Source organism: Flavobacterium cryoconiti, assembly GCF_048158645.1.
Taxonomy (GTDB): Bacteria; Bacteroidota; Bacteroidia; order Flavobacteriales; family Flavobacteriaceae; genus Flavobacterium; species Flavobacterium cryoconiti.
This window is the reverse complement of sequence record NZ_JBLNKW010000010.1, coordinates 137,693-156,602: the sequence shown is the minus strand read 5'-3', so window position 1 is coordinate 156,602 and position 18,910 is coordinate 137,693. Positions and strand designations below refer to the sequence as shown.

The 18,910-nt window shown below is 34.6% G+C and carries 10 protein-coding genes; 4 read left to right on the top strand and 6 right to left on the bottom strand.

The genetic code is table 11. The features are described 5' to 3' along the window. Positions 1 to 5 precede the first annotated feature (5 nt). The 5 genes from ACM55H_RS14735 to ACM55H_RS14715 form a co-directional block, all read right to left on the bottom strand. Positions 6 to 1,811 carry a glycoside hydrolase family 13 protein gene (locus tag ACM55H_RS14735; RefSeq protein ID WP_416837232.1) on the bottom strand — a complete coding sequence of 602 codons (1,806 nt, stop codon included), beginning with the start codon at positions 1,809 to 1,811 and terminating at the stop codon, positions 6 to 8. A gap of 293 nt (positions 1,812 to 2,104) precedes the next feature. Continuing rightward, positions 2,105 to 4,408, bottom strand: a complete 2,304-nt coding sequence (locus ACM55H_RS14730; RefSeq protein WP_416837230.1) for a glycoside hydrolase family 65 protein — start codon at positions 4,406 to 4,408, stop codon at positions 2,105 to 2,107. Between the two features lie 105 nt (positions 4,409 to 4,513). After that, positions 4,514 to 5,173, bottom strand: coding sequence for a beta-phosphoglucomutase (gene pgmB / locus ACM55H_RS14725; protein WP_416837229.1), 660 nt, complete (start codon positions 5,171 to 5,173; stop codon positions 4,514 to 4,516). Further along, entirely contained in the window at positions 5,166 to 6,686 is a 1,521-nt protein-coding gene (locus tag ACM55H_RS14720; RefSeq protein WP_416837227.1) for an MFS transporter, read from the bottom strand. The genes pgmB and ACM55H_RS14720 overlap by 8 nt, the downstream gene beginning before the upstream one ends. Before the next feature lie 315 nt (positions 6,687 to 7,001). Then, positions 7,002 to 8,027 carry a LacI family DNA-binding transcriptional regulator gene (locus tag ACM55H_RS14715; RefSeq protein WP_416837226.1) on the bottom strand — a complete coding sequence of 342 codons (1,026 nt, stop codon included), beginning with the start codon at positions 8,025 to 8,027 and terminating at the stop codon, positions 7,002 to 7,004. A gap of 234 nt (positions 8,028 to 8,261) precedes the next feature. Between ACM55H_RS14715 and ACM55H_RS14710 the strand changes: the two genes are divergently transcribed. The 4 genes from ACM55H_RS14710 (at position 8,262) to ACM55H_RS14695 (ending at position 16,877) form a co-directional block, all read left to right on the top strand. Next, a complete protein-coding gene (locus ACM55H_RS14710; protein WP_416837225.1) occupies positions 8,262 to 11,204 on the top strand; it encodes a SusC/RagA family TonB-linked outer membrane protein in 2,943 nt (980 codons plus the stop codon). A gap of 17 nt (positions 11,205 to 11,221) precedes the next feature. After that, the gene (locus tag ACM55H_RS14705; RefSeq protein ID WP_416837223.1) at positions 11,222 to 12,817 is read left to right on the top strand and encodes a RagB/SusD family nutrient uptake outer membrane protein; all 1,596 of its coding nucleotides are present in this window, start codon (positions 11,222 to 11,224) and stop codon (positions 12,815 to 12,817) included. A gap of 21 nt (positions 12,818 to 12,838) precedes the next feature. Then, positions 12,839 to 13,960 (top strand): SusE domain-containing protein, encoded by a 1,122-nt coding sequence (locus tag ACM55H_RS14700; protein WP_416837222.1) that lies wholly within the window; start codon positions 12,839 to 12,841, stop codon positions 13,958 to 13,960. A gap of 67 nt (positions 13,961 to 14,027) precedes the next feature. Then, positions 14,028 to 16,877 (top strand): alpha-amylase family glycosyl hydrolase, encoded by a 2,850-nt coding sequence (locus ACM55H_RS14695; RefSeq protein WP_416837220.1) that lies wholly within the window; start codon positions 14,028 to 14,030, stop codon positions 16,875 to 16,877. Between the two features lie 108 nt (positions 16,878 to 16,985). Here ACM55H_RS14695 and acs read toward each other — a convergent pair whose 3' ends face one another. Next, entirely contained in the window at positions 16,986 to 18,893 is a 1,908-nt protein-coding gene (gene acs, locus ACM55H_RS14690; RefSeq protein WP_416837219.1) for an acetate--CoA ligase, read from the bottom strand. Positions 18,894 to 18,910 lie beyond the last annotated feature (17 nt).

Below are 18,910 nucleotides of genomic sequence, written 5' to 3'. Positions count from 1 at the left end.
TTAAATTACTTCAATTCTAAAATCAAAACCGATTTTGGTTCTATTATTATTTCGTTTGTGATATCAAATGTTAATTCTGAAATCACATCTTTTCCTGTTTTAAAATCTTTGATGTTTTCTTTAAAACGATGTGTATTTATGGTGTGGGTTTCATTGCTGTTGTTCATTAGAACCATAACACTTTCAGTAGTATTGTGTCTAAAATAAACATACACATTGTTTTCAGGGATGTAATGTGTCATCTTCCCAAAATGAACTACTGATTTTGTTTTTCTCCAATTAAATAATTTAGAAGTATAATCAAAATATTCGCTTTGACCAGGAGTTCTTCCTTCTTTGACGAAAGCGTTATTTTCATCACCTATCCAACCACCTGGAAAGTCTTGACGAATATCAGCATCTCCCTTGCCTTTGTCTCCGGTCATACCAATTTCACTACCGTAATACAATTGTGGAATTCCACGAACCGTTGCCATCAAAGCCATTGCCATTTTGTATTTTCTAATATCATTTCCGTACGTCTGATTGAAACGATTGGTATCATGATTTTCAACAAAAATCAACATATTGTTAGTGTTTGGGTAGAGGAAGTCATTGGTGAAATTATCATATAATTTCATCATTCCTTTGTCCCAAGAACCGTCATCTTCATTGAATGCTTTGCTTGTTGCTTCGTACAACGTAAAATCCATTACACTTGGTAAATTGGAATTGTAGTTTTGTATTTTACTTATCGGGCTGTCTTTTTGCCAATACGATATCTGTGCTTGGCTTTGCATCCAGACTTCGCCTACAATATTGAAATTTGGGTATTCATCAGTAACTGATTTTGTCCATTTGGCAATTCCTTTTGGGTCGGAATAATTAAACGTATCTACTCTAAATCCATCCAAATTTGCATATTCAATCCACCAAATTGCATTTTGAATCAGGTATTTTAATGCCAAAGGATTCGATAAGTTTAAATCAGGCATTGATGGTGCAAACCAACCTTTCAGGCATGTTTCGGTATCAATTTTAGAGGCATGTGTATCGTTTATAACCGTTCTTTTATGATTGGTTTGGGTATATTTATCAAACTGATTGATCCATTCGCGTGTGGGTAAATCTTTCATCATCCAATGTTCAATTCCCCAATGATTAGTCACGTAATCCATCACTAATTTCATGTTTTTCTTATGCATTTCAGCAGATAAGCGTACATAATCTTCATTTGTCCCGTAACGAGGATCTATTTTATAGACATCAGATTGACCATAAGTATGGTAGGAAAAAGCAGCGTCATTGTCTTCGCAAAGTGGCGTGCTCCATATCGTTGTTGCGCCCAGTGAGGAAATGTAATCCAGATTTTTTATAATTCCTTCAATGTCGCCTCCGTGTCTTCCTCCGGGTAATTCACGATTGTATTTTTCTGTAGTGGAGTCTTCGCTATCGTTATCCCTGTTTCCATTTGCAAAACGGTCCGGCATCAGCAAATACATCATATCCGAAGCATCGTAACTTTTGCGTTGAGCTGAATTATCTCTTCTTTTCTTTAAAGCATATTTTTGGGTGAACGACTCTTTAGTGTTGTTCTTGAAGGTGAAAATCAAATCAGTTGCCGATACTTTTTTAGTATCAATGGTGACAAAAATGTAGTTAGGATTTTCTGTTCTCTTAACATTAGTGATTTTTATTCCATTAGAAACCGTGACTTGGTATTGAGTAATGTCTTTGCCATAAAACATAATTTGTAATTCTGGATTTTTCATGCCCGCATACCAAAAAGGCGGTTCAATTCTTTGAATTTGTGCGTTTAATGATAAAGACATAAAAAAAAGGAATAAGGTTATTTTTTTTAGAAAGCTCTTATTTATGAAGGGTAATGTACCAATTTTATTCATTATTAAATTATATTTTTTTGACATTAAAGTTTTACTACCATTTAAATAATGCTAGTACATTTAAGAAGAAACGGGATTTAAAAAATAATTACAAATAGTAAATTTTGATTTTGAACTACTATCAATTAAACAATCCCAATGTTTATTGGGATTGTCTGTAAGCCTAGCTAGGCTTGGGATTAAATGATTTGAATTAACTACAAGTTCTAACCATTAATTTTTTAAACAGTAACTAAATTTTCTGCTGTTACAATTATGTTTTTATCATTTACAACTATTGCTAATTCCTTGTTGCCATCTATTGAAAATGTTGTTTCCTTGTGATTGATGGCCACTTTTAGGATTTGATTTCTAAAATTGATTTTAAAAGAATAACCATTCCATTCTTTTGGGATTTTTGGAGAAAAATGAAGTTTGTCTTCTTTAATTCTCATTCCGCCAAAACCTTCCACGATACTCATCCAGGTTCCTGCCATTGATGTAATATGACAGCCTTCTTCTACTTCTTTGTTATAATCGTCTAAATCAAGACGAGAAGTTCTTAAATAAAAAGTATATGCCATGTCCATTTTATCCAATAAAGCAGCTTGAATCGAGTGTACGCAAGGCGAAAGTGAACTTTCATGAACCGTAAATGATTCGTAAAATTCAAAATTATTTTTTAGTTCTTCTTTCGAAAAATGATCTTCAAAGAAATAGAAACACTGTAAAACATCGGCTTGTTTGATATAAGGCGAACGCAAAATTCTGTCCCAAGACCATTTTTGGTTGATTGGTCTTTGGCTTTTGTCTAAATCGGCTACACGAACTAAATCTTTGTCTAAGAAACCGTCTTGCTGTAAGTACACGTTATGTTCTTCCGAAAAAGGGAAGTACATATTGTCCGAAACTTTTTTCCAAGATTGTAATTCAGAATCAGAGATTTTTACTTTTTCGGTAATTCTTTTATGATCCGAAGGATATTCCAGAGACACTTTTTGAATTTGTTCGTAGGTATATTCCAAACACCATTTTGCAATATAATTGGTGTAGAAATTATTGTTTACGTTGTTCTCGTATTCATTTGGACCAGTAACGCCCAGAATTACATATTGGTTTAAATTAGTCGAAAAATTGGCTCTTTGGTGCCAAAAACGAGCAATTCCTATTAATACTTCCAGTCCTTTTTCAGGAATGTAACTATAATCGCCAGTGTATCTGTAAAAGTTATAAATGGCAAATGCGATGGCGCCATTTCTATGAATTTCTTCAAAAGTAATTTCCCATTCGTTATGACATTCTTCACCGTTCATTGTTACCATTGGGTACAAAGCAGCTCCGTTAGTAAATCCTAATTTGGCTGCATTTTCAATAGCTTTGTCCAATTGATTGTAGCGGTAAGTCAATAAATTTCTCGCCACTTCCTGATCTTTGGTTGCCATATAAAACGGAATGCAATACGCTTCGGTATCCCAATAGGTAGAACCACCGTATTTCTCGCCGGTAAATCCTTTTGGTCCAATATTCAAACGGGAATCTTTTCCTAAATAAGTTTGGTTTAACTGAAAAATATTGAAACGAATTCCTTGTTGTGCTTTTACATCGCCATCAATTGTAATATCTGACATTTCCCAAATTTTTGCCCAAGCATCAATTTGATCTTGCAGCATTTGATTGTATCCTTTTGCTAAAGCAGATTGAATTACTTTTTCGGCAGCGGTAATTGTATTTTCATGATTCAATGAAACGGTATAACCACCAATTTTTTGGATAGATGATTTTTGGCCTTGAGCCACAATTACATCATAACTAAATTGAATTTTGTCTGAAGTTGCATCTATATTTGAAGGGGAAATAGCAGTTCTTTCGCCATTGGACAAAATGCTATTTTGCATGAAAGTAGTTACTTTGAAATGTGTTTTGAACGTTTGAGCTGTTACAAAAGCTTCATTTCCAGATTTTTTTACGTCAAGCGGCTCCCAGAATTTTTCTTCCCAGTTGGCATCTTCATTGGTTACGCCAGCGTCGATATACGGTTTGTAAATTATTTTTGAATCCTTGTTTAAAGGGATGATTTCGTAATTAATAATGCCAACTTCATCCAAAACGATAGAAAGAAAACGACGAATGTTTACCGAAATCTCCGTTCCGTTTTTCAAAGTCGCTTCAAAAGAACGATTGTACCAACCTTCTTTCATATTCAATTCACGGCGAAAGTTTTTGACTTCTGAACAGGTATTCAGATCCAATTTTTCTCCGTTGATTTCGATGTCAATTCCAATCCAGTTTGGAGCATTCAAAACCTTGGCAAAATATTCCGGATAACCATTTTTCCACCAGCCCACTTTGGTTTTATCCGGATAATAAATTCCTGCAATATAACTTCCCTGGAATGTTTCTCCAGTATAGGTTTCTTCAAAATTAGCACGTTGTCCCATCGCCCCGCTACCAATACTGAACAGACTTTCAGATGATTTTACGCTTTCTACATCAAATCCTTCTTCTATGATAGACCAATTGTCTGGTTTTATATAATCTTGGTTCATTTCTTCCTTTGTTTAAAGTTTAAAAAGTGTAAGGTTGAGAAGTTTGAGATTTTTGGTTTTTACCTCAATTTGTCTAGCCTCTCGCTTCTTTTTATTCTATCTTTTTTATTTTTTAATTAAATCTTCTATGAAGTTGGTATCTATTTCCGTAAAATCTTTAAAGATGTATTTTGCTTCGTGTAGCACTGTTTCTTCGCCAATTCCTACGCTGGTCATTTTTCCAATATTAGCCGCTTGAACACCTGCAACTGAATCTTCAAAAACAATAGCGTCTTCAGGATTTATATTTAATAATTTAGCTGCAATCAAGAAAACTTCTGGATCTGGTTTTGCATTGGTAACATCATTTCCATCTACAATAGCATCAAAATAGGATAATATTCCTGTTTTTTCTAGAATTGGTCTGGCATTTTTACTGGCAGACCCCAATGCGATTGGTTGGTCTTTTTCTTTTAGAAATTTCAAAACTGGAAAAACTCCCGGAAGAATTTCGCTCTCGTTCATGTCAACTAAATAGGATAAATAATCCTCATTTTTTTGAATTAACCATTTGTCTTTGTCTTCTTGCGAAGCTTCCACTTTTCCTAATTCTAATATAATATCCAAAGATCGCACACGGCTGACTCCTTTTAATAATTCGTTGTGTTCCAGTGTGAAATCAATATTTAATTCATTTGCGATTTTTTGCCAAGCTAAATAATGATATTTTGCCGTGTCTACAATCACTCCGTCGAGGTCAAATATGAATGCTTTTTTGTTATTCATGAATTTCAATTTTTGTTCTGTTGTTTACTCTAAGTGTTAGTAAACCGGCAAATATCATCGATACGCCGCCAATTAATAATGCGTAAATAGGTTCGTTTTGAAAAAATTGTTTCACTACAAAACCAAGTATTGTTGCGGCAACAATTTGAGGAATAACTACAAAAAAGTTAAAAACTCCCATATAATATCCCATTTTTGCAGCAGGTAAAGCGCCTGATAACATAGCGTAAGGCATTGATAAAATACTCGCCCATGCGATACCAACTCCTATCATTGGAACTAATAATAAATATTTATCTCCAATAAAATAAATAGAAAGGAGACCTACACCACCGGAGCACAATGCCAGTAAATGTGTATATCTAACGCCTACTTTTTTTGCAATTACAGGCAGTAAAAAGGCGACAGCAGCTGCAACTCCATTATAAACGGTGAAAAGTACCGAAACCCAGTCAGCAGCGTCATTGTATATTTTAGAGGTCGTATCAGTTGTTCCAAAAATATGTTGCGTAACGGCTTGCGTAGTATAAATCCACATGGAGAAAAGCGCAAACCAAGAAAAGAATTGAACCCAAGCCAATTTTTTCATTGTGGTGGGCATGTTCAATAAATCGGTCATGATGATGGTGAACCCATTTTTTATTTGAACTATTCTAAGTCTGGAAGTAATCATGAATAAAATTCCAATCATAATTAACCCAACAAATAAAATATAGAGTTCTTTAGTAAGCCCGTTTTCGTAAATTATAAATGAAATAATGCTTCCCAACAAAGTCATTAGGAATCCTAAAGTGAATTGTCTTTTGATATTAGCTTTGGATTCAAACTCCGTTTCAATTGGGGCTATCTCTTTGGAATCTTTATCTTTTTGTTCAAAAGCCTGCAATTCTTCAGGAGAGTATTCAGTAGATTTAAAAATAGTCCACAATACAGCCAATAGAAAAACAATTCCTCCTATATAGAAGGACCATTTTACAGAATCAGGAATGATTCCTTCTGCGGCAGTATTGTTTACGCCAAAAACATTCGTAAAGATGTAAGGGAGTAGTGAACCAACAACGGCGCCTAGTCCAATGAAAAAACTTTGCATAGCAAAACCTAAAGTACGCTGATTTTCGGGTAGATTATCCCCTACAAAGGCACGGAACGGTTCCATCGAAATGTTGATAGAAGCATCCATCATCCATAATGTTCCTGCTGCAATCCATAAGGATGGCGAATTGGGCATTATAAATAAAGCCACAGATGATAAAATAGCACCTACCAGAAAATAGGGTCTGCGTCGGCCTAATTTTGTCCAGGTTCTATCACTAAAATAACCAATTATGGGTTGGATAATCAAACCAGTAACAGGAGCAGCAATCCATAAAATAGGGATTTCATCAACTTTTGCACCTAATGTTTCAAAAATTCTTGAAGTATTTGCGTTTTGCAGTGCAAAACCAAATTGTATTCCTAAGAAACCGAAACTCATGTTCCAAATTTGCCAGAAACTTAATTTACGCTTTTCCATTATCGTAATTTAGTTATTATACGATAAGCGCTTTGCTTATCAAAACTTATCTTGTTTTCGAAGTAAAAGTAAAAGTTTTGAGGGGTAAATATAAAAATTTATTCTAATTTTTTACTTTTTAGAAACAAATAAAGTAAAAGATTATCAACTACAAGGTTGTAGTAATGAATATAATAGAGAATAGACTACTTAGATTTTTAGACTACTTGGATTTTTTAGTCCAGAAACTTCGGAATTAGACTTGGACAAAGACTACTCTATTATAGAATGCGGCATTTTGTCTAAAAATCTAACTCATTTAAGAAGTCTAAAAATCTAATTGGTAGATTCTCTTTCGATTAAATGGGTTTCGATTACTTCTGTTTTATAATTTTCTGCTTCATCATCATCCTGTTCTGCTTCTAATCTTTCAATAAGCATTTTTGCGGCTTTATTTCCCATTTTTATACCACTTTGACTAACGGTTGTAATGGTCGGGGTTGAATATTTAGATATAATTCCATCTGTAAATGCAATTACAGCTAAGTCTTTTGGGACGTTTAATCCTATTTTATTTGCAGTTTTAATTATGGTTACTGCAAAAAGCTCATTTACTGCAAATACGGCATCAATGGCTTTGTCTTCCAATAGTTTTCCAATAGTAATTTCGCAAGTATCAACATTTTCAATTTTGATAATTAGGTTTTCGTTGAATGGGATGTCATTATCTAATAAAGCTTTTATATAGCCATCGGTTCTTAGTTTGCCTACACTCACATAATCAACTGTTGTAACAAGTGCAATTTTCTTTCTTCCTTTATCAATTAAACTTTGAACGGCTTCGTAAGCGGCAAGCTTGTCATCTATGATTACTTTGTCACAAAGAATTTCATTGGCAACCCTATCAAACATTACTACAGGCATTCCTTGATCGATAACTTCCGTAATATGATGAAAATCACCTTTGAATTGCGTTTCTTTCGAAAGTGACATTATAAATCCATCAATGCTTCCGTTAGCAAGCATTTCCATGTTAAGTACTTCTTTATCAAATGAATCGTCCGATAGGCAGATGAGAACGCTATATCCATTTTCGTTTGCAACCTGCTCAATTCCGTTAATAACTGTTGAAAAGAAATGGTGGACAATTTCCGGAATAATAATCCCAATAGTTTTTGTTTTTCTGTTTTTTAAACTGAGTGCAATATTGTTGGGTTTGTAGTGGTAAAATTTAGCAAATGCCTGAACTTTTAGCCTGGTTTCTTCCCCTATTTCGGGACTGTTTCTAAGTGATTTTGAAACGGTTGAAATGGATACATCAAGTTCTTTTGCAATTTGTTTAAGGGTGACTTTTCTTTTCATGATAGTGGTATTGTAATATTCAATTCGTAATAAAGATAAGATTTTTTTTTATTTATTGTAATTTTCTCAGTAAATGTCAATATAAATTACAAAGTTTTCAACACTACCACGTTTTCGTAAGCCAATTAAAAAGTGCTTCTGTCGGACACGTTGATATTTATCTAATTTTGAAATTCGAAGTAAAATTAAAATTTAATAAAACAACCAAAATTCAAATTAATTTAAACAAAAAGTATGAAAACAATTTATAAAAAGTTGTTATTTTTATTACTGTTACTACCTTTTAGTATTCTGGCTCAGAATACTCTTAATGGTGTTGTTCTTGACAAAGTTTCAGGACAACCCATTCCAGGAGTAAATGTAAATGTACAAGGCGCTACAAATGGCGTTTCAACAGATTTTGATGGTAAATATCAGTTATCAAATGTTAAGAAAGGCGATAAAGTCGTATTTTCTTTTATTGGTTACAAAAATACTGTTGTCAATTTTGATTCCCAAAAAGCATTAAGTGTTTCTTTGGAAGAAGATTCAAATCAACTGAAAGAAGTTGTAATCCAAGTGGGTTACGGTACCGTTAAGAAAAAAGATGCAACAGGAGCAGTTACTGTATTGACATCAAAAGATTTTAATAAAGGACCGGTAACATCTGCGGATCAAATGATTCAAGGAAAAGTAGCGGGATTGCAAATCATTAATGGAGGTGGTTCTCCAGGTGTAGATCCTGTTATTAGAATTAGAAGTGGGTCTTCCTTATCAGCAAATAATGATCCTTTGTATGTTATTGATGGGATTCCAGTTGCAAATGGTGGTGTAGAAGGTGGTAGAAATCCATTGGCCACGATTAATCAAAATAATATAGAATCTATTTCGGTATTGAAAGACGCTTCTGCAACGGCTATTTATGGTTCTCGTGCCTCAAATGGAGTAATTATTATTACTACCAAAAAAGGAAAATCAGGCGAATTAAAAGTAAGCTATAATGCAAATCTTCAAGTTTCTGAAATCACTAAAAAAGTGGATGCTTTATCAAGCACACAATTCAGAGATTTTGTGGCGACTAATGGTAATGCTGCTCAACAAGCATTAGTGGGTGGTGCTAACACAGATTGGCAGAAAGAAATATACAGAACCGCTATTGGTACTGATCATAATATCGCATTAAGTGGTGGTACGGATAATGTAGTTTATAGAGCTTCTGTAGGATATGCTAATTTGAGTGGTATCTTGAAGAGAGATAATGTAGAGCGAACAACTTTAGGCGCTAACGTTACGGGTAATTTCTTGGACAAACATTTAAAAATTGAGTTTAATAATAATACCTCTTTAATAAACAGTAATTACAGTAATAGTGGTGCTATAGGTGGTGCTGTTGGTTTTGATCCAACTCAGCCTGTAAGAAATGCAGATGGTACTTACTTTCAATGGTTGACTTCGCCTACAGAGATTAATCAATTAGCGGGTGTGAATCCAGTTTCTCAAATTGAGCAACAAAATAATTATGGTGGTTTTTATAGAAGTCTAGGAAATGTACAAGTAGATTATAAAATGCATTTTCTGCCAGAATTGAAAGCAGTTGCTAATTTTGGTTACGACGAAATGAGTGGAACCGGTTATGGTAATACAGCAGCTGATTATCGTAATGGACTTAAAGGTTCTGGATATAATAATTCGTATAAAAATATTGAATCCAGAAACAATAAGCTAATGGATTTGTATTTAAACTACAACAAAAAAATAGAATCAATCGCTACACAATTTGATGTAACAGGTGGGTATTCTTATCAAGATTTTAAGGAATCTAAACATAAGTCAGGTTATAATTTTGAAAATAACCTAACAACAGAAGAATTGTTTACGCCAACTCGTATTAATTTGCAATCTTTTTTTGCAAGAACTAATATAACGATTGCGGATAAGTATTTAGTAACGATGTCGTACAGACGTGATGGAACTTCAAGATTCACACCTGAATACCGTTGGTCAAATTTCCCTGCAGTAGCTGTAGCTTGGAAAGTGAATGAAGAAAATTTCTTGAAAGATGTAACTGCTATTTCTAGTTTAAAACTTAGAGGTGGTTGGGGTATTACAGGACAACAGAACATTGGGAATCCATATCCTTCAATTCCGTTGTATTTAGCTTCAAACAGTGCTGCGCAATACCAATTAGGAAATACTTTCTATACAACATATAGACCGCAACCTTACAATAGTAATCTAAAATGGGAACAGACAACTACCGTTAATGCAGGAGTTGATTTTGGACTTTTTAATAACAGAATTACAGGTACAATTGATGCGTATCAAAGAACCACTAAAGATTTATTGTTATTCACAGATAATCCAGCATTCTTTGGATTCTCAAATGCAGACAATTATAATATTGGTACAATAGACAATAAAGGGATTGAATTGGCGGCAGAAGTAGTACCTGTAAGAACAGCTAATTTAGAATGGACTATAGGTGGTAATATTACTTTCCAAGACTCTAAAATTACTAAATTGACTACAACTCAGGACAACACTCCAGGAATTACTGACGTAGGAAGTATAGATGGAGGAACAGGTAACTATATTCAAAATCACCAAGTAGGATATTCTCCTAATACTTTTTTAGTTTATGAACAAGCTTATGGAGCAGATGGGAAACCACTTGACGGAATTTTTATAGATAGAAATAAAGATGGTGTTGTGAATGCGGATGATAAATACCGTTTTCATAAGCCTGCAGCTGATGTGTTTTATGCATTTAATACAAGTGTTACCTATAAGAATTGGGACATGGGAATGAATTGGAGAGGATCTTGGGGTAATTTTAATTACAACAACGTAGATTCTAATAAAGGAGTTTACAATAATGTATTAACAAGAAATACAGATTTGAATAACGGAGTTGCTAATCTTTTAGAAACAGGTTTTGCTAAATCAAATGATTTGCAACTGCATTCTGATTATTATATTCAAAATGCTTCTTTTATCAGGTTAGATAATGTAAGTGTTGGGTATACTTTTAATCAAAAACCAAATTCAAGCTCATTAGTTAAATTAACCTTAGCTGCTCAAAACGTTCTTATCATTACTAAATATAGTGGATTAGATCCTGAGATTTCTGGAGGTATAGATAAAAATTTATATCCAAGACCTATTACTTTCACTTTAGGGCTAAACGTTAATTTCTAATTCAAATAACAAGAAAAATGAAAAATATACAAAAAAAATTATTGAGCATTTCTTTGTTACTGTTGGTGATGGTATTCCCATCATGTACAAGTGAACTAGATCAATCACCTGATACTGGATCTTCTATCCCTGGATCTGAGTTTTTTAGCACACCAGAATCCTATAAACAAAATCTAGCCAAATTATATGCTGGTTTTGCTACTTCAGGTCAACAAGGACCTGCTGGTTCACCTGATATTTCTGGTATTGATGAAGGTACAAGTCAATACATTAGAGGATACTGGATGATGCAAGAATTAACTACTGATGAAGCGGTTATTGGATGGAATGATGGAACTATTAAGGATTTTCATTCTCAGGCTTGGACGACTTCGGATAATTTCATCAATGCAACTTTCGCTCGTTTCTCTTTTCAAATTGTAAACTGTAATGAGTTTTTGCGTCAAACTACGGATGAAAAATTAACCGCTAGAGGAATAGATGCAACTTTGAAAGCTGAAATAGCTACTTATAGAGCAGAAGCTCGTTTCTTAAGAGCAATAACGTATTGGCATTTAATAGATACTTTTGGTGGTGGTTCTTTAGTAACGGAGGATTCTCCAACTACTTTTTATTATCCGGAATATGCTACAAGAGCGGAGTTATACAAATTTATTGATGACGAATTAACAGCGATTACTCCATTGTTAAAAGCACCAAAATCAAATGAGGCATTTCGTGTAGATCAAGCTGCTGCTTGGATGTTACAAGCTAAATTATACATGAACGCTAAAGTATATATTGGTACAGACCATTATGCAGAAGCAGTTCCTTTGATTTCAAAAATAACAGGTTCAGCATATTCTTTACATACGAATTACAACCAATTATTTTTGGCTGATAATGATAAAAACGGAGCTCAAAACGAATTTATTTTTGCTATAGCTTTTGATGGTCTTCATACTCAAACATATGGTGGAACTACTTTCTTGACACATGCTCCTGTTGGAGGTAGCATGAATGCGGCAAGCTTTGGAATTAATGGTGGATGGGGTGGTATAAGAACCACGGCAGCTTTTGTAGATAAATTTGATGCAAATACTACTGATACTCGTGGACAATTCTATAAAGCTGGTCAGACAAAAGAAATTAAAGATATTAGTAATTTCACTGATGGTTATGCTATTCAAAAATTTAGAAATGTTGATGTGAATGGTAAGCAAGGTTCAGATAAAGCGGGTAACTTCTCTGATGCGGATTTTCCAATTTTTCGTTTAGCGGATGCTTATTTGATGTATGCTGAATGTGCCGTGAGAGGTGCCGCTGGTGCTACTATTGCAAATGCAACTACTTATGTAAATGCATTGCGAACTAGAGCTAAAGGAGCAACGGTAACACAAGGAGATTTAACATTAGATTTTATTCTTGACGAAAGAGCAAGAGAATTACACTGGGAAGGACACAGAAGAACGGATTTAATTCGTTTTGGAAAATTTACCGGAGGTAGTTATATCTGGCCTTGGAAAGGTGGTTCAGCATCTGGTTCACCTACGCAATCGTTCAGAGATTTATTTCCTATTCCGGCAAAAGCGTTAGCCACAAACCAAAAATTGCAACAAAATACTGGATATTAATAATTAAAAAATTTTATAAAAATGAAAAATATAACTAAATCAATAATAGCTTTATTTGCAGTAGTTGCTTTGTCTTGTAGTGTAGAAGATGTTCAAGACAGACCCGTTATTGAAGGAGTAGATGCTCCTGTATTGACTGCTCCAACTGCAGGTGCGGCTTATATATTAAAACCTGAAAATGCAACTGCTCAAGCAGAGCGTTTTACATGGAAATCAGCCAATTTTGGAGGAGATGTTCAAGTGGATTATGTAGTTGAAATGGATACAAAAGGGAATGAGTTTAAAACACCTAAAGAAATAGGGAGTTCATTGCCTTCTCAAAACCAAGTGTCTGTTTCAGTAGCGTCAATAAATGGAGCTGCATTATCATTAAAAGCAACACCTTTTACTCCTGGTGAATTTCAAGTAAGAATTAAAGCAACTGCTGGAACTTTGGCTCCAATGTATTCTAATGTAATTGGAATTGTTGTTACACCTTACACTACTGAAAATCCTAAATTATATCTTATTGGTAATTTTTTAAAAATTAGTGGCTATGGCGATGACTGGACTAATGCTCCAACTTTACCTTCCATAGAAGCATCGGGATATGGAAAAACTGATTTTGAAGGATATGTTAATATCAATAATACTTCTGCTCAGTTTAAATTTATACCTCAAACAACAAGTTTTAATGGAGATTATGGGAATGCTACAGGACCTGATGGAACATATACAGGTTTGCTTTTGCAAACAGGAGAGTCTAATGCGGGTTTGCCAACTCCTAAAACTGCAGGTTATTATTTAATGGAAGCCGATACTCAAAAATTGACATACAAAGCTACTCTTACTGCATGGTCGGTAACAGGATCTGGGACTCCTTTAGGTTGGCCAGCAGGCGGTACAGAAGGCGTTGCTGGAAATGATCATGATATGACTTATAATCCAACAACTAAGGTTTGGACTGTTACTTTAAATTTAACTGCTGCTGAAATAAAATTTAGAGCAAATGATGATTGGAAAGTAAATTATGGTGATAAAGGTGCTGATGGAATATTGGACTTCAATAGCGATAACATTAAAGTTCCTTCTGCTGGAAATTATACGATAACTTTAGATTTGAGTTCTCCTAGAAATTACAAATACACGCTTACAAAAAATTAGTATTTTAATGTTTGAAAGGGCTATCTTATGGATAGCCCTTTTTTTATAAATTTAATAAATAAATGAAATGAAAAAAATTACTTTATTATTTTTACTGATATCATCTATTAGTTTTGCACAGTTTACAACTACGCCATCACCTGCAATTGCTAGTGGAGTTGTTACGCTTAATTTCAATAAAACGGGAACGCCATTAGCCGCATATACTGGTACAATATATGCGCATATAGGTTTGACTGTTAATGGAACAAGATGGCAAAATGTTAAAGGAACTTGGGGGAATAATTCAACACAGCCTGCACTAACGTTAGTTTCTGGGACTACATATAAATTAGATCTGACTCCTGATTTATATACTTATTTTGGAATTCCCAATACGAGTTCTGTTACAGAAATTTGTGTGGTATTAAGAAATGATGCCGGGAATATGCAGACCGCTGATACTTTTTTTAATGTTGGAGCTTTTCAAGTAAATTTAACAACACCAGCCCAAAACAGTACTGCGATTATTGCTTCAGGAACAAGTTTCAATGTTGCTGCAAACAACACTGGAGGAAATGCGAGTTATAACTTAAAAGTAAATGGCACGAGTATAAATACAAATTTGAGTACAGCAAGTTATACTTTTAGCGATACAAATGTTACCGGTAATAAAAATTACTCATTAGAAGTAACCCAAGGGAGTACTACCATTACCAAAAATTTTAGTGTAATTGTAAATCCTGGAACAGTTAGTGCGGCAATGCCTGCCGGATTACTTGATGGAATCAATTATAACACTGCTGATGCTACAAAAGCAACTTTAGTTTTAGACGCTCCGCTAAAGGATTTTGTATATGTTGGAGGAAGTTTTAATAATTGGCAGCCGACCTCGGCCTATTCGATGAAAAAAGACCCCGTTTCTGGTAAATTTTGGTTGGAATTAACTGGATTGACAGCAGGTATAAATTACACCTATCAATATTGGGTGGTTGATGCAACACCTATTGCAGGAACACCATCTTTAGTAAAAACTGCAGATCCCTATTCTACTTTAGTATTGTCTCCGGATGATGATCCTTATATTCCAGCTTTGTCTTATCCTTCTCTTCCTGTATATCCTGCAGGTCAAGAGCGAGAAGTGACTGTGTTGCAAACAGGGCAAACGGCATATGCCTGGAGTGTTGCAACGACTAATTTTGTGAAACCAGAAAAAGAAAAACTAGTAGTTTATGAACTTTTGGTAAGAGATTTTGATGCGTCAAGAAGTTATCAAAGTGTAATTGACAGAATTGATTATTTCAAAAATTTAAAAATAAATGCTATTGAATTATTACCGGTAATGGAATTTGAAGGTAATGAAAGTTGGGGTTACAATACTTCTTTTCACATGGCCTTAGATAAGTTTTACGGAACTTCCACTAAATTCAAGGAATTGATAGACGTATGTCATCAAAACGGAATTGCGGTAATTCTTGATGTGGCTTTGAATCATGCTTTTGGACGTAATCCAATGGTTCGTATGTGGATGAACGATCCTGATGGTGACGGTTGGGGATCACCTTCAACTGAAAATCCGTATTTCAATACGGTAGCAAAACATTCATATAGTGTAGGTGAAGATTTTAATCATGCTTCACTATTGACAAAAAATTACGTAAAACGGGTAGTTAAACAATGGATTCAAGAATATAAAATTGATGGTCTCCGTTGGGATTTAACCAAAGGTTTCACGCAAAACTGCACTGCGAGTGATGAAAATTGTACCAATGCGTATCAAGCAGACAGAGTTGCTATATTGAAAGACTATGCTGATTATTCCTGGAGTTTAGATCCAACACATTATACTATTTTCGAACATTTAGGAACAGATACGGAAGAACAGCAATGGGCAAATTATAGAATTACTGAAACACCAAGTAAAGGAGTGATGATGTGGGGTAAAATGACAGATCCTTACAATCAATTGACGATGGGGTATAATTCTAACAATGATATTTCCAGAATGAACAGTACTAACCACGGATTTACAAAAAACAGATTGATAGGTTATGCTGAAAGTCATGATGAAGAACGCTTGATGTATAAAAATATACAATACGGTGCTAATCTAAACGGATATAACGTAAAAACTCCAGCAACTGCACTTTCCAGAATGTCAGCTTTAGGAGCAGTATCTCTACTTGTTCCGGGGCCAAAAATGATTTGGCATTTTGGTGAACTAGGATGGGATTCTTCTATTTATACGTGTAATGATGGATCAGTAAATACATCTGCAGATGCAATTTCAGGGGATTGTAAGCTAGACAAGAAACCACAGCCGCAATGGGTAAATAATTGGTTAGGCGATGCCGGTAGAAATAAAATTTATACAGATTGGGCAAAAATGATTGCTTTAAAGATAAACGAACCTGTGTTTTTAGGAACTGCGACTATGGCAAGTGGTACTTCATTAATTCCTAATATCAAGATTGTCAATAGCGCTTTGGCGGCAACGCAACTTAAAGATGTACTGATACTGGCTAATTTTGATGTCTCTGCTCAAAATGTTTCAACTGGTTTTCCATATACTGGAACTTGGTACAATTTGATGGATAATTCGACTATAAATGTTACTAATATTGCTGCGACAATAGCTATTCCAGCAGGAGAGTTTAGAATATATGGTAATAAAGTTGCTTCATTAGCAATTGCCAATTTTGAGAAAAAAGACGGGATTTATTTATATCCAAATCCTGCCACTAATTATTTTACTTTAAATACGAATACTTCAAAAGTTCAAGTTTTTTCAATCACGGGACAATTGGTAAAAAGTTTTAATACAAGTCAGGCTGCATCCTATCAATATGCCGTTAATGATTTGAATAAAGGACTTTATATAGTAAAAGCGTATAACGAGAACAATGAAGTTCAAGTTATGAAGTTTTTAAAAATATAAGAATAATTAATAAAAGTTGAAAGGCTGTCCGTAAAAAGACAGCCTTTTTTATACAAAAAAACTGCTCCATAAATGAAACAGTTTTCAACTACAATTAAAAACTAAAACTTAAATTTTGCCATTTTTGATTTCTTCTACAATTTCGGGATTCAACAATGTTGAGGTATCTCCAAAATTCGAATAATCTCCTTCGGCTATTTTACGTAGAATTCTACGCATAATTTTTCCCGAACGGGTTTTTGGTAAACCGGAAACAAATTGAATTTTATCCAGTTTAGCAATAGGTCCAATATGATTTGAAATTTGTTGATTAATTTCATTGGTCAAATTTTCTCTGTCACGATATTCCCCAGTTTCTTTTAGAATAACAAAGCCGTACAAGGCATTTCCTTTGATATCATGAGGAAAACCTACAATGGCGGATTCAGCAACAGCAGGATGCTCATTAATGGCATCTTCTATAGGTGCAGTTCCTAAATTATGTCCTGAAACGATAACTACGTCGTCCACACGACCCGTAATTCTGTAATAGCCTACTTCATCACGCAAAGCACCGTCGCCAGTGAAATATTTGCCTGGAAAGGTAGAGAAATAAGTGTCTTTGTATCGTTGATGATCTCCCCAAATGGTTCTGGCGATTCCAGGCCAAGGAAATTTAATACATAAACTTCCGGTAACCTGATTACCTTCAATTTCATTGCGTTTTTCATCCATAAGCACGGGCTGAATTCCGGGTAATGGTAAGGAAGCATACGTAGGTTTAGTTGGAGTCACAAAGGCAATTGGTGAAATCATGATTCCTCCAGTTTCGGTTTGCCACCAAGTATCCACAACTGGACATCTTTTATCTCCAACATGGTCATTGTACCAGTGCCAAGCTTCTTCATTTATGGGTTCTCCTACTGAACCAATTACTTTAAGTGATTTTAAAGGAAATTTTCGAACGAAATCTAAGCTCTCTTTTGCCAAAGCACGAATAGCGGTTGGTGCGGTATAAAATTGAGTGACTTTATGTTTTTCGATTACTTCCCAGAAACGACTAAAGTCAGGATAGGAGGGAACTCCTTCAAAAATCACGGTTGTTGCGCCATTCAATAATGGACCATAAAGAATATAAGAATGTCCGGTAATCCATCCAATATCAGCGGTACACCAAAAAACGTCATTTTCTTCATAATTGAATACATTCTTGAAAGTATAGGCGGTGTAAACCATATAACCGGCAGTGGTATGTACCATTCCTTTTGGTTTTCCGGTTGAACCAGAAGTGTAAAGAATAAATAATGGGTCTTCGGAATCCATGATTTCAGCGACATTATTATCTGAAGCTTCGTCTAAAAGAGGTTGCAACCATTGGTCACGACCCGCTTTCATGTTTATTGAAGTATTGGTTCTTTTTACTACCAAAACGTTTGAAACACCGGGACAATTTAGCAACGATTCATCAATAATTCCTTTTAAATCAATGGTTTTGTTACCGCGATAACCCCCATCTGAGGTGATAACCATTTTACAATCACTATCATTAATTCTGGTAGCTACAGCTGAAGCCGAAAACCCTGCAAAAACAACGGAATGGATGGCTCCAATTCGTGCACAAGCCAAAGTTGTTATGGCAAGTTCAGGAATCATTGGTAAATAAATACAAACACGATCCCCTTTTTTTATGCCTTGTTCCCGCAATACATTTGCCATTTTGCAAACACGTTGGTGCAATTCATTATAGGAAATATGCAATGCTTCCTCTTTTGGATCATTAGGTTCAAAAATAATAGCGGTTTTATCCCCTTTTTTGGTAAGATGCCTGTCGATACAGTTTTTAGTAATATTTACTTTGGCTCCGGTAAACCATTTTATTTCGGCTTCGCCCATATTAAAATCAACTACTTTTTCCCATTGTTGGTACCAAGTAAAGTTTTCAGCAGCAATTTTGTCCCAGAATTTTCTCGGCTCACGGACTGATTTTTTATATTCTTTAAAGTATTCTTCTAGAGTATTAATTTTATAGCGACTCATGTTTTAGATAAATTTAG

Coding starts and splice junctions, on each gene's coding strand:
- pgmB (WP_416837229.1), bottom strand. CDS start 5,173: ATGAATAACAAAAAAGCATTCATATTTGACCTCGACGGAGTGATTGTA.
- ACM55H_RS14715 (WP_416837226.1), bottom strand. CDS start 8,027: ATGAAAAGAAAAGTCACCCTTAAACAAATTGCAAAAGAACTTGATGTA.
- ACM55H_RS14700 (WP_416837222.1), top strand. CDS start 12,839: ATGAAAAATATAACTAAATCAATAATAGCTTTATTTGCAGTAGTTGCT.
- ACM55H_RS14695 (WP_416837220.1), top strand. CDS start 14,028: ATGAAAAAAATTACTTTATTATTTTTACTGATATCATCTATTAGTTTT.
- ACM55H_RS14730 (WP_416837230.1), bottom strand. CDS start 4,408: ATGAACCAAGATTATATAAAACCAGACAATTGGTCTATCATAGAAGAA.
- ACM55H_RS14735 (WP_416837232.1), bottom strand. CDS start 1,811: ATGTCTTTATCATTAAACGCACAAATTCAAAGAATTGAACCGCCTTTT.
- acs (WP_416837219.1), bottom strand. CDS start 18,893: ATGAGTCGCTATAAAATTAATACTCTAGAAGAATACTTTAAAGAATAT.
- ACM55H_RS14705 (WP_416837223.1), top strand. CDS start 11,222: ATGAAAAATATACAAAAAAAATTATTGAGCATTTCTTTGTTACTGTTG.
- ACM55H_RS14720 (WP_416837227.1), bottom strand. CDS start 6,686: ATGGAAAAGCGTAAATTAAGTTTCTGGCAAATTTGGAACATGAGTTTC.
- ACM55H_RS14710 (WP_416837225.1), top strand. CDS start 8,262: ATGAAAACAATTTATAAAAAGTTGTTATTTTTATTACTGTTACTACCT.